Annotated in this window: 12 protein-coding genes and 2 tRNA genes; 4 read left to right on the top strand and 10 right to left on the bottom strand. The window is 63.8% G+C overall.

The annotated features are described in order from the left end of the window. Positions 1-55: 55 nt before the first annotated feature. The 4 genes from RHODMAR_RS13345 to RHODMAR_RS13330 form a co-directional block, all read right to left on the bottom strand. On the bottom strand, positions 56-697 hold the full coding sequence (locus tag RHODMAR_RS13345) for an ATP-dependent Clp protease proteolytic subunit (protein ID WP_008715342.1): 642 nt from the start codon (positions 695-697) through the stop codon (positions 56-58). 46 nt (positions 698-743) lie between these two features. After that, positions 744-1,394 (bottom strand): ATP-dependent Clp protease proteolytic subunit, encoded by a 651-nt coding sequence (locus tag RHODMAR_RS13340; RefSeq protein WP_008715340.1) that lies wholly within the window; start codon positions 1,392-1,394, stop codon positions 744-746. Between the two features lie 83 nt (positions 1,395-1,477). Next, positions 1,478-2,857 carry a trigger factor gene (gene tig, locus RHODMAR_RS13335; RefSeq protein WP_008715338.1) on the bottom strand — a complete coding sequence of 460 codons (1,380 nt, stop codon included), beginning with the start codon at positions 2,855-2,857 and terminating at the stop codon, positions 1,478-1,480. Positions 2,858-2,960: 103 nt separating this feature from the next. Continuing rightward, positions 2,961-3,034, bottom strand: a tRNA-Pro gene (locus tag RHODMAR_RS13330). Positions 3,035-3,227: 193 nt separating this feature from the next. On the opposite strand from RHODMAR_RS13330, the gene RHODMAR_RS13325 reads away from it, so the two are divergent. Further along, a tRNA-Gly gene (locus tag RHODMAR_RS13325) sits at positions 3,228-3,301 on the top strand. A gap of 101 nt (positions 3,302-3,402) precedes the next feature. On the opposite strand, the gene RHODMAR_RS13320 is transcribed toward RHODMAR_RS13325, so the two are convergent. Continuing rightward, a complete protein-coding gene (locus RHODMAR_RS13320; protein WP_008715336.1) occupies positions 3,403-4,197 on the bottom strand; it encodes an Fpg/Nei family DNA glycosylase in 795 nt (264 codons plus the stop codon). Then, positions 4,198-4,677 carry a ribose-5-phosphate isomerase gene (locus RHODMAR_RS13315; protein ID WP_008715334.1) on the bottom strand — a complete coding sequence of 160 codons (480 nt, stop codon included), beginning with the start codon at positions 4,675-4,677 and terminating at the stop codon, positions 4,198-4,200. A 16-nt stretch (positions 4,678-4,693) separates the two neighbouring features. Between RHODMAR_RS13315 and RHODMAR_RS13310 the strand changes: the two genes are divergently transcribed. Further along, the gene (locus tag RHODMAR_RS13310; protein WP_008715331.1) at positions 4,694-5,356 is read left to right on the top strand and encodes a DUF429 domain-containing protein; all 663 of its coding nucleotides are present in this window, start codon (positions 4,694-4,696) and stop codon (positions 5,354-5,356) included. A 61-nt stretch (positions 5,357-5,417) separates the two neighbouring features. Here RHODMAR_RS13310 and RHODMAR_RS13305 read toward each other — a convergent pair whose 3' ends face one another. Continuing rightward, a complete protein-coding gene (locus RHODMAR_RS13305; protein ID WP_008715330.1) occupies positions 5,418-6,035 on the bottom strand; it encodes a mycothiol-dependent nitroreductase Rv2466c family protein in 618 nt (205 codons plus the stop codon). A gap of 158 nt (positions 6,036-6,193) precedes the next feature. Here RHODMAR_RS13305 and pepN point away from each other — a divergent pair, with 158 nt between their 5' ends. After that, positions 6,194-8,767, top strand: a complete 2,574-nt coding sequence (pepN, locus tag RHODMAR_RS13300) for an aminopeptidase N (protein WP_042939117.1) — start codon at positions 6,194-6,196, stop codon at positions 8,765-8,767. A gap of 125 nt (positions 8,768-8,892) precedes the next feature. On the opposite strand, the gene RHODMAR_RS13295 is transcribed toward pepN, so the two are convergent. The 3 genes from RHODMAR_RS13295 to RHODMAR_RS13285 form a co-directional block, all read right to left on the bottom strand. Further along, entirely contained in the window at positions 8,893-9,369 is a 477-nt protein-coding gene (locus RHODMAR_RS13295) for a DUF5130 family protein (RefSeq protein ID WP_008715327.1), read from the bottom strand. Further along, on the bottom strand, positions 9,356-9,607 hold the full coding sequence (gene ctaJ, locus RHODMAR_RS13290) for an aa3-type cytochrome oxidase subunit CtaJ (protein ID WP_042939092.1): 252 nt from the start codon (positions 9,605-9,607) through the stop codon (positions 9,356-9,358). Before ctaJ ends, RHODMAR_RS13295 begins: the two co-directional genes overlap by 14 nt. Positions 9,608-9,688: 81 nt before the next feature. Beyond that, positions 9,689-10,351 carry an HNH endonuclease gene (locus tag RHODMAR_RS13285; RefSeq protein WP_008715325.1) on the bottom strand — a complete coding sequence of 221 codons (663 nt, stop codon included), beginning with the start codon at positions 10,349-10,351 and terminating at the stop codon, positions 9,689-9,691. Positions 10,352-10,572: 221 nt separating this feature from the next. Between RHODMAR_RS13285 and RHODMAR_RS13280 the strand changes: the two genes are divergently transcribed. Continuing rightward, positions 10,573-11,532, top strand: a complete 960-nt coding sequence (locus tag RHODMAR_RS13280) for a mechanosensitive ion channel family protein (RefSeq protein WP_051048016.1) — start codon at positions 10,573-10,575, stop codon at positions 11,530-11,532. The last annotated feature ends 5 nt before the right edge of the window (positions 11,533-11,537 follow it).

Genomic DNA, 11,537 nt, shown 5'->3' with positions numbered 1-11,537 from the left:
GGCGCCGAAAACCTTCTGCCGGACCGTACCGGTCCGACCGGTGTTACTCGCTCTGCTACTTCTGTGCAGACAGCTTGCGGTACTCGAACACGGTGTCGATGATGCCGTAGTCCTTGGCCTGCTCTGCCGTGAGGATCTTGTCGCGATCGGTGTCCTTGCGGATGACGTCGGGATCCTTGCCGGTGTGGCGACCGAGGGTGGTCTCCATGAGTCGCCGCATGCGCTCGATCTCGGCAGCCTGGATCTCGAGGTCGGATACCTGACCCTGAATACCGCCGCTGGAGGGCTGATGAATGAGCACCCGCGCATTGGGGAGTGCAGCGCGCTTACCGGGGGTGCCGGCGGCGAGCAGAACCGCAGCTGCCGAGGCAGCCTGGCCGAGGCAGACGGTAGCGACGTCTGCGCGGACGTACTGCATCGTGTCGTAGATCGCCATCAGCGAGGTGAACGAGCCGCCGGGCGAGTTGATGTACATCGTGATGTCCCGGTCGGGATCGAGTCCCTCGAGCACCAACAGCTGCGCCATGACGTCATTGGCGGACGCATCGTCGACCTGAACGCCGAGGAAGATGATGCGCTCCTCGAACAGCTTGTTGTACGGGTTCGATTCCTTGACGCCGTAGCTGGAGTGCTCGACGAAGGACGGGAGGATGTACCGCGAGGACGGCAACTGGTTGGGATCGAACAGGTTTGTCATCGTTTCTCCAAGATGTGAGTGATCGAGGTCGCCGGTACCGGCCGAATTACTCGCCGAGTCCGCCGGCCTGCCGCGCGCGACTGACGACGTGATCCACGAACCCGTATTCCTTGGCTGCCTGAGCGGTGAACCACCGGTCGCGATCGGAGTCCTCGGTGATCTGCTCGACTGTCTGGCCCGTGTGCGAAGCGATGAGCTCGGCCATCTCGCGCTTGGTGTGCGCGAACTGCTCGGCCATGATGGCGATGTCGGAGGCGCTGCCGCCGATACCGGCCGAGGGCTGGTGCATCATGATGCGCGCGTGCGGGAGTGCGTAGCGCTTGCCCTTGGCACCGGCAGACAGCAGGAACTGACCCATCGAGGCAGCCAGACCCATGCCGTAGGTCGCGATGTCGCACTCGGCGAATTCCATGGTGTCGAAGATGGCCATACCCGCGGTGACAGAGCCACCGGGAGAGTTGATGTACAGCGCGATGTCGCGGGTGGGATCCTCGGCCGAGAGCAGCAGGATCTGCGCGCACAACTTGTTGGCGATGTCGTCATCGACCTGGGTACCGAGGAAAATGATGCGGTTTTGAAGCAGACGCTCGTACACGGAGTCGCTGAGATTCAGCCCAGCTGCGGCCGAAGTCATGACGGGACTCTGCTCGTGCGAAGCCGCCGGATTCTGAACAGTCACGGTACCTGCCTTTTCCATAACAAATCGTTGGTTCCTGACACAGACACTAACGAAAGACGGCGGCTCCGGAGTCCCGGAACCGCCGTCGTTCGCTGTCAGCGTTACTTCTCTTGTTCGCCTTCGGATGAATCCAGTGCTTCGACCTCGTCGGGAGCATCGGCGGGGCTGCCGAACAGTTCCGCCGTATCGACGCTCGCGCCGGTGGTGTCGGTCACGGTGACGCGCTCGACGACCGAGGCCAACGCCTTACCGCGCTTGACATCGGCGAACACGGCACCGAGCTGGTTGGCCTGCTGCACCTGCTGGATGAACTGCTCGGGCGGCATGCCGTAGCGCTGCGCCTGGAAGATGATCCGCTCGGTGAGCTCTTCCTGGCCGACCTGAGTGTTCTCTGCTTCGGCGATCGCGTCGAGGAGAAGCTGGGTACGCACCGACTTCTCGGCACCCTCCTTGACGTCCTTGTCGAACTCCTCGCGGCTCGAACCCTGCGACTCGAGCAGCTCGGCGAGCGCCTCCTCGTTGTGATCGAGACCGTGGATGGCCTCGTGCACCTGGGAGTCGACCTCGGCCTTGACGACGGCCTCGGGGGCCGGGATCTCGAGCGTGTCGAGCAACGTCTCGAGGACCTTGTCACGAATCTGGCCGGCCTGCTCGACCTTCTTGACCCGCTCGACGCGCGCCTTCAGGTCCTCGAGCAGTTCCTCGAACGTGTCGAACTCACTGGCCAGCTGGGCGAACTCGTCGTCGGCCTCGGGCAGCTCGCGTTCCTTGACGGACACGACCTTGACCGTGACGACGGCTTCCTTGCCCGTGTACTCGCCGGCCACCAGAGTCGAGGTGAACTCCTTCGACTCGTTTGCCGAGACGCCGATGATCGCGTCGTCCAGACCATCGATGAGCTGACCGGAACCGACCTCGTGGGACAGGCCGCTCGCGGTGGCTTCTTCGACGTTCTCGCCGTCGACGGTGGCCGAGAGATCGATCGAGACGAAGTCGCCGGTCCGAACCGCGCGGTCGACACCGGTGAGGGTGCCGAAGCGCTGGCGCAGCGACTGCAGCTGCTCGTCCACGGCCTCGTCGGTGATCTCGAGCGGGTCGACGACGACGCTGATGGTCGAGTAGTCCGGCAGGTCGATCTCGGGGCGCACGTCGACCTCAGCGGTGAACGTGAGTTCGGTGCCGTCTTCGATCTTGGTGATCTCGATCTCGGGCTGGCCGATGACCTTGACCTTCTCGTTGGTCACGGCCTCGGAGTAGCGGGAGGGAAGAGCGTCGTTGACGACCTGCTCCAGTACGGCACCACGGCCGACGCGTGCTTCGAGGAGCTTGGCCGGAGCCTTGCCCGGACGGAATCCTGGGAGGCGGATCTGCTGAGCCAGAGCCTTGTACGCGCGGTCGAAATCAGGCTTGAGCTCCTCGAAGGGCACCTCAACGTTGATACGGACTCGCGTCGGGCTCAGCTGCTCGACGGTGCTCTTCACGGGACATGCTCCTTTGTGGTGATCTTGCTTGCTGATGATGCTGGCTTGCGGTTCTGCCTCGCTCGCCACGAACACGGCGAGCCGTGCCTGCGGCCCTCATTTGTCGGGGTGACAGGAATTGAACCTGCGACCCTCCGCTCCCAAAGCGGATGCGCTACCAAGCTGCGCCACACCCCGTCGTACGGTCACCATTCAACAGCAACCGATAGTAGCCCCTCATGGGCGCCCCACCGATGAGGTTCCGGGAACCCCACCGATGACGTTCGGCCGGAAGCGGCGCGGCGGGCCGGTTTGGAATCCGGCGGCAGCGTTGGGTACAGTCTTGAAACGCAGGCGACGGAAATGGCGATCCCACGACTGTTGTTTGCATGCCGATGTAGCTCAATGGTAGAGCCCCTGTCTTCCAAACAGGCTACGCGAGTTCGATTCTCGTCATCGGCTCCATCGAAAGCCCCGCACTCCCGGTGCGGGGTTTTTTCGTGTCCGCTCAGTCTGGATTCGACTCGAAACGATCCGAAACGATCAACTCCGCACCGCTTCGGTAACTACGTTGCCTGACAGACCGGGCACCAAAACAAGTTTCGTGCCTGCATCGTCGAGTGCAGAATTTCTGCACCGCACACTCGGCACGGAAAGCCCTGCCTGCGGTAGACGTACGACCGCGGCCGGCGTGCGGCGTAGGTATCGCCGTGATCGTCCTCGGGCCGGATGGTGATGATGCGGCCGCGCCGCACTCCGATTTTCATCAACTCGACCAGGTCGAACCAGATCGCATCCCACTCCGACCGATCGAGGTCTTTGCCCGGCCTCATCGGATTGATCTCGTGGCGGAAAAGAATCTCGGCGCGGTAGACGTTGCCGACGCCGGCGAGCACCTTCTGATCCATCAACAGCGTCCCGATCGCAGTGCGCGACTTGGAGATTCGCGCCCACGCCGCACTCGGATCTGCATCCTTGCGAAGCGGGTCCGGTCCGAGACGGGCCACGAGGGCGTCGACCTGCTGCTCGGTGTAGATCTCGCAGGCGGTGGGCCCACGAAGGTCGACACCGTACTTCTCCCCCACCAAGCGCAGACGCACTGCACCCACCGGCTCGTTCAGTGGCACGGCCTGTTCGGTGAACTTCCCGTAAAGGCCGAGGTGAATGTGCACGATCAGATCGGACTCGTATCGGTGCAGCAGGTGTTTGCCCCAGGCCTCTGCCTTCTCGAACACGAGGCCGTCGATCAGCGAAGCACCGGAGACGAACCGCCCCTGTGGACTGCTCGCCTCCACCGGCGCTCCGGCGAATCGACGCTGATGCAACCGAGCCAGTCGGTGCAGAGTGTGCCCCTCAGGCACCTACTCGGGCTTTCCCGGCACCGCGGGGGCCTCGCCGCTGCGTTCGTACTCGGACAGAATGTCGATGCGACGCTGGTGGCGCTCTTCGCCCGAGAACGGGGTACCGAGAAATGCGTCGACGATGGCCAGCGCCTCGGGCAGTGTGTGCATGCGGCCACCGAGGCCGATGAGCTGCGCGTCGTTGTGCTCACGGGCCAACTTGGCGGTTTCGACACTCCATGCCAGAGCGCAGCGAGCGCCGGGCACCTTGTTCGCGGCGATCTGCTCGCCGTTTCCGGAACCGCCGAGTACCAGCCCGCGGCTGCCCGGGTCGGCGACGACGCGGCGTGCCGCGTCGATACAGAATGCCGGGTAGTCGTCGACGGGGTCGTAATCGAAAGCGCCGCAGTCCACGGGCTCGTGCCCGGTCGCCGTCAGGTGTTCGATGATCTGATTCTTGAACTCGAGGCCGGCGTGGTCGGCACCCAGGTATACGCGCATGCATAGAGTCTGACAGGTGAACTCCGGAGCCGAGAAATTTGCCGGCGTGGACGGCGCGAAGGGTGCGTGGGTCGTCGCATTCTTCGAGGGCTCGACCCTGACATGGCGGGCCTGTTCATCCGTGCCAGAAGTGCTGGAGGCGACCCGAGACTGCGCTCGGGTGGGCGTCGATATGCCGCTGTCCCTACCCGATAGCGGCTATCGCATCAGTGAACTCGAGGCGAAGAAGTTTCTCGGCACCGCCCGTAGCTCGATCTTCCACACGCCTGTCGTCAACGTTCTCGGCGCACCGACGTACGAGCAGGCGTGTGCGGTATCGCGCCGCATCACCGGCAAGGCGATCAGCAAACAGACGTGGCACATACTTCCCGCGGTACAGGCGTGGCGGGACGCGAACTTCGATCCGGCCACGTATGTCGAGGTACATCCCGAATGCTCGTTTCGGGCAATGTCAGCGACGACGCACTATGCGTCCAAGAAAACCGGTCGCGGCGTCGGGCAACGATTGTCAGCACTCGAACGGTGGAGCGAGCGCATCGACCTGGCCGACCTGCCACTCGGGCCGGCCGTCGACGACTTCCTCGACGCGGCCGCGGCGGCCTGGTCGGCTCGGCGTTTTCACGTCGGCGAGCACCTCGTCTTCGGCACCGAGGACGCGTCGGATCGAATCGTCGCCTGACATCCCCGTGCGCGGAACTTCGACTCCTGCTACGAATTTCCACGCACGAGGGGCAGCGCTCTCAGTCGAACTGCGGGTCCTCGTTCCGCGAGCGCTTGAGCTCGAAGAAGTGCGGGTAGGACGCGAAGATCACCGATGCGTCCCACAGCTTGCCTGCCTCTTCGCCCCGCGGGATCCGCGAGATGACAGGGCCGAAGAAGGCGACGCCGTTGACGTGAATGGTCGGGGTACCGACGTCGGGGCCCACCTTGTCCATCCCTGCGTGATGGCTGGTGCGCAGGTCCTCGTCGTACTCGGTGCTGTCCGCCGCCTCGGCGAGATCGCTCGGCAGCTCCAGTTCGGCCAAGGACTCTGCGATGACGACGTCGAAATCCTTGTTGCCCTCGTTGTGGATTCGCGTTCCCATCGCCGTGTACAGCGGTGCGAGAATGTCGTCACCCTCGAGCTTGGCTGCAGCGATCGCCACGCGAACCGGGCCCCACGCCTTCTTCATCATCGCCGCGTATTCCTCGGGCAGATCGCGGCCCTCGTTGAGCACGGCAAGGCTCATGACGTGCAGGTTCACGTCGATATCTCGTACCTTCTGCACTTCGAGAATCCACCGCGAGGTGATCCAGCACCACGGGCACAGTGGGTCGAACCAAAAATCCGCAGTGTCTTTCTGTCCTGAACCGGCCACAGTCCTACTCCTTGGAAGTCGAGGTCAACATCTCTTCGTGCATAACAACCTCCCACCGCGCAGACATTCCGCGCTACCCGTCGGCCAGCGCGAGCTACGTGTGACGTGATGGGATGGACGGCACTACCCAACAACTACACGAAGAGGTGTCGACTGAAGTGGTTGCTCCCAACCTGACGCGTGACCAAGCCTCCGAACGCTCGGCGATAATCGGGGACACGAAGTACGCGATCGTTCTCGATCTCACCGACGGCGAGGGCAATCCCGGCGAGAAGACGTTCCGCTCGCTCACCACCATCACGTTCGCGGCTACTGCCGGAGCGTCGAGTTTCGTGGACATCGTTGCGAGTTCGATCCGTTCCGCGACTCTCAACGGCACCGAACTCGATACCGCGAGCTACGACGAGTCGACGGGCATTGCACTCGAGGATCTGGCCGAGCACAACGAGCTCGTCATCGATGCGGACTGCATTTACTCGCACACCGGCGAGGGCCTGCACCGGTTCGTCGACCCGTCGGACGATTCGGTGTATCTGTACTCCCAGTTCGAGACGGCCGATGCCAAGCGCATGTTCGCTTGCTTCGATCAACCGGACATCAAGGCGACCTTCGATCTGAAGGTCACCGCGCCGGAGAGTTGGACCATCATCTCCAATGCCGCGCACGCGGCCGAGCCCGCCTCCGGCGAGCACGTGTTCGATACGACACCGCTGATGAGCACCTACCTCGTCGCGCTGATCGCGGGTCCTTACGCAGAGTGGACCGACTCGTACACCGACGACCACGGCACGATTCCCCTCGGAATCTACTGCCGTGCATCGCTTGCCGAGCACATGGACGAGGAGCGACTGTTCACCGAGACCAAGCAGGGCTTCGGTTTCTACCACGAGAACTTCGGGACCCCGTACGCCTTCGGCAAGTACGACCAGCTGTTCGTACCCGAGTTCAATGCCGGCGCGATGGAGAACGCCGGTGCCGTCACGTACCTGGAGGATTACGTCTTTCGGTCCAAGGTGACCCGTGCCTCGTACGAACGTCGCGCCGAGACCGTGCTGCACGAGATGGCGCACATGTGGTTCGGCGATCTGGTGACGATGACGTGGTGGAACGACCTGTGGCTCAACGAGTCGTTCGCCACGTTCGCCTCGGTGCTCTGTCAGTCCGAGGCAACCGAGTACACCAACGCTTGGACCACGTTCGCCAACGTGGAGAAGGCCTGGGCCTACCGGCAGGACCAGCTGCCCTCGACCCACCCCATCGCGGCGGACATCCCCGACCTGGCCGCGGTGGAGGTCAACTTCGACGGCATCACGTACGCCAAGGGCGCGAGTGTGCTCAAGCAGCTGGTGGCCTATGTCGGCAAGGAAGACTTCCTGGCCGGGTTGCGGGCGTACTTCGTCGATCACGCCTTCGGCAACGCCACCTTCTCGGATCTGCTTGCCGCGCTGGAGAAGTCGTCGGGTAGAGACCTCTCGGACTGGGGTACACAGTGGCTGCGCACCACCGGCCTGAACACGCTGAGTCCGGATTTCGACGTCGACGCCGACGGCAAGTTCAGCCGCTTCGCCGTCCGACAGACGGGCGCAGCACCAGGTGCGGGCGAGCATAGAGTCCACCGCATCGCTGTCGGCATCTACGACGACGTCGATGGCAAGCTGGTGCGTACCGACCGCGTCGAGCTCGATCTCGAGGCCGCCGAATCGACGACTGTCGACGCACTGGTCGGTATCTCTCGCGGCAAGTTGGTGCTGGTCAACGACGACGATCTGACGTACTGCGCAGTGCGGCTGGATCCGGATTCACTCGACACGCTCCTTGCTCGCATCGGCGACATCGCCGAACCGCTCCCCCGCACCCTCGCCTGGTCGGCGGCCTGGGAGATGACCCGCTCCGCAGAGATGAAGGCCCGGGACTTCGTGGCCCTGGTTCAACGCGGAATCGGCGGTGAGACCGAAGTGGGTGTGGTGCAACGTCTGCTGGCGCAAGCCAAGACGGCAATCGACAGCTACGCCGATCCTGCATGGGCAGCAGAGCACGGGTCACCCGAGTTCGCGGACACGCTGCTCGAACTGGCCCGCGGCGCCGAGGCAGGCTCGGATCATCAGCTGGCCTTCGTCAACGCCCTCACCGGTTCAGAACTCGGTGATCGCCACGTAGAGGTGCTGCGCGCACTACTGGACGGCGATGTGGACGGCCAATCCCTGGCCGGGCTCGGCGTCGATACCGATCTGCGCTGGCGGATCGTCACGGCGCTGGCAGCGGCCGGAGCAATCGATGCCGACGGACTCGACTCGCCGGTGATCGATGCCGAAGCGGGCAAGGACAACACCGCTGCCGGTGCCCGTGCGGCCGCGGCCGCACGAGCCTCACGTCCGAGCGCGGAGGTCAAGGAACAGGCGTGGACGACAGTGGTCGACGACGACGCCGTACCGAACATCACCGCGCGCTCGATCATCGGAGCATTCGCAGGCCCCGGCCAGGGCGAGCTCCTCGAGCCGTACGTCGCCCGGTACTTCGACGCCATCCAAGGCGTCTGGTCTCGTCGGTCCAGTGAGGTCGCGCAGACCGTCGTGATCGGGCTGTACCCCTCCTGGTCGGTCGACGAGCAGTCGCTGGCGGCAGCGGATCGGTTCCTCGACGGCGACTTGCCTCCCGCACTTCGTCGCCTGGTGATCGAGGGTCGGGCCGGCATCGTTCGGGCTCTCGCCGCGCGGGAGTTCGACGCGAGCTGATCTCCCCGGTATCGACAGCAAGGGCCGGTTGCATCACCGACAGGTGAAGCAACCGGCCCTTGCCGTTGCATGCGCTCCGACGGAGCCAGTTGTTCAGGTACCGAAGTGCTCAGGTACCGAAACAGCTAGGGACTGAGGATGGACGCCGCCATCACCCGTATGGACGTGACGAGACCGTCGATGAGGTTACCGTCGCGGAACGGGCCGAGCGCGGCCGTCACGCCCAACTGCGCAACACGATCGGTTGCCCGGTTGGACACTCGCTTGCCACTGCGGATCTCCAGAGCGTGCCGATTGGGGTCGACGGCAATCAGAACCGATCGAATGGCGTCGGGCGTGCTGGGAAACACCGATTCTGCACCCGCGGCCGGATCGTCGCCGAGATCACCGATGTAGATGTTGAACCGAATCTTGGTCTGCCGCGTCGCCTCGATCAGCGCGTCATCGAGCGCGACCAGTTCCTCAGTCGCGAACGGCAGGTGCTCGGGATTTGCCGTCCCGAACTCGTGAGCAACCGAGACGCGACCGCTCGAAGTCAGTGCAGCGCCGAACGGCAGATCTTCTTCGTTGATGTCACTGCGGACGAGTTCACCACTTGCCACTTGCCGCACCTCCGATCGAATCGGCTGCGTCGGCGTCGTGCGATCCGTGGCCTCCGAAGGGAGTCACCTCGTCCGTAGCGCTCCACAGCAATGGCTCGCGCGTCCACTCGTCCGTCAGTCGGTAGGGAGGAACATCCATACCGGGCTGCTTGTCGGTCAGGTAGGACAACGCGCCGATGAGTCCGATCACCGCAACCGGAATCACCACGAATATCAGCGTGGTCTCGAAAATGCTCACAGGGTGTGACGTTAGTCGACAATTGCGCTTCGGACCACGTCGGGCCCGGTGTTGTGACCGAAATGTGCAGACAGGTCGACCTCAGGCAGCACCTTCACCGAGATAGGCCAGCCAACTCGGGTCCAACTCCTTCGTCGTCGCCAGCAGACGCCAATGTGGCCCCTTCGGCGGCACCAGTTGCGCCCGGAGCGTCCAGCCGATCTCGCTGAGCAGTTTGTCGGCCTTGCGATGGTTGCAGGAGGCACAACACGCGACACAGTTCTCCCACGAGTGGCCGCCTCCTCGGCTGCGCGGCACCACGTGGTCGACCGTCTCGGCCTTGCTCCCGCAGTACGCGCACCGGAATCGGTCGCGATGCATCAGAGCGGCGCGCGTCATGGGCACTCGAGCTCGATACGGCACTCGGACGAACGTCCGCAGCCTGATCACCGACGGCACCTGCACCGAGAAGTCGGCCGATCTGATGAACGGCCCCTCCGGATCGTCGTGCACCACGTCGGCCTTCCCACAAACGAGAAGAACCACCGCCCGGCGCATCGGAAGCGCGGTCAGTGGTTCGAATGTGGCGTTGAGGAGCAGCACACGGCGTTTGACCCACGCCGGTACGGCGTCGTCGCCCGTGGCATCGTGGGCCGTCGGCACCACGCGCAGCGGAGAAGCCCCCGAGGCCGTCTCACGCTGGTCGTGCGTGGTGCGGCCCTCAGTGGGCGGGAGTTGTCGATGGCGGTGTTGCGAGTTCTTCATGCGTTACTCCAGAAGCAGTCGGCGCCCGCGCATGGCTTGCGTGGAACACGAGTCACAGTGGAACACGAATACACCGCCCGCGCACAGCCTTTTTCCGGGCATTCTCTGTTGCCGATCGGTGAACATTGCGCGTCTTCGCGCCCACAGGTGGCCACCTGCGCTGCGGGACTGGCAAGAATTCTGCGTCTCCGTAGACTCTTCGGGTGTCTGCATCAACCTTTCTGTCCGCATCGCCCCTTCCCGATCTGTCTTTGCTTCGAGACCTCGACACCCGAGCGTTCGAGCTGACGGACACCGGACGCGACTGGTTGGTCGATCGTCCGCTGCAGATTCTCGGCTATCTGGCCCTCGCCATCGTGCTGCGCCTCGTCCTGCACAGGATGATCGCCCGCTTCACCCGCAACGAGGTCGGCAAGTCCCCGATGTTGCTCCGTCCGCTGCGCGACCGGTCTTCGAGCACCGTGCAAGGTGCCATTCTCAACGAACGTCGCAAACAACGGGCGAACACGATCGGGTCGGTACTCAAGTCGGCCGTCTCGGTCATGATTCTCGCCTGGTTCGTCCTCTCGGTTCTCGATGTGGTCGGCATCAACGTGGCACCGTTCATCGCATCGGCGGGAATCGTGGGTGTGGCACTCGGATTCGGTGCGCAGAACCTGGTTCGAGATTTCCTGTCCGGCATCTTCATGCTGCTCGAGGATCAATACGGCGTCGGCGACGTCGTCGACCTCGGTGAGGCCACCGGCACCGTCGAGAGCGTCGGTTTGCGGGTCACGACGATCAGAGATATCCCCGGCACCGTCTGGTACTGCCGCAACGGCGAAGTGCTCAGGGTGGGCAACATGAGCCAGGGCTTCGCAGTCGCCGTTCTGGATCTGCCCGTCTCGCACACCGCGAACATCGAGGAGGCCTGCGCGGTGGCCGATCGCACCGCGCTGTCGTTGGTGAAGTCCGGCGACTTCGACAGCGACATCCTCGAACCGCCCCAGATGCTCGGAGTCAACGCAGTCAGCTCGGACACCGTCACCATCCGAATCACGATCAAAACGCGCCCCGGACGCCAATGGGCCGTACAGCGCCGCCTCCACAAGGACATCCTCGAAGCATTCGACGACGCCGGCATCAAGGCACCGTATGCATTGGGACGCCCGAGAGGGGTCGCGGCGGACCAAGACAACTGAAGAGA

This window comes from Rhodococcus sp. AW25M09, assembly GCF_000333955.1.
GTDB lineage: Bacteria > Actinomycetota > Actinomycetes > Mycobacteriales > Mycobacteriaceae > Rhodococcoides.
Note: the sequence above shows the minus strand (reverse complement) of the source record. Positions and strands in the feature narration are given on the sequence as shown.

Coding starts and splice junctions, on each gene's coding strand:
- RHODMAR_RS13340 (WP_008715340.1), bottom strand. CDS start 1,394: ATGGAAAAGGCAGGTACCGTGACTGTTCAGAATCCGGCGGCTTCGCAC.
- RHODMAR_RS13345 (WP_008715342.1), bottom strand. CDS start 697: ATGACAAACCTGTTCGATCCCAACCAGTTGCCGTCCTCGCGGTACATC.
- RHODMAR_RS13315 (WP_008715334.1), bottom strand. CDS start 4,677: ATGCGCGTATACCTGGGTGCCGACCACGCCGGCCTCGAGTTCAAGAAT.
- RHODMAR_RS13285 (WP_008715325.1), bottom strand. CDS start 10,351: ATGAAGAACTCGCAACACCGCCATCGACAACTCCCGCCCACTGAGGGC.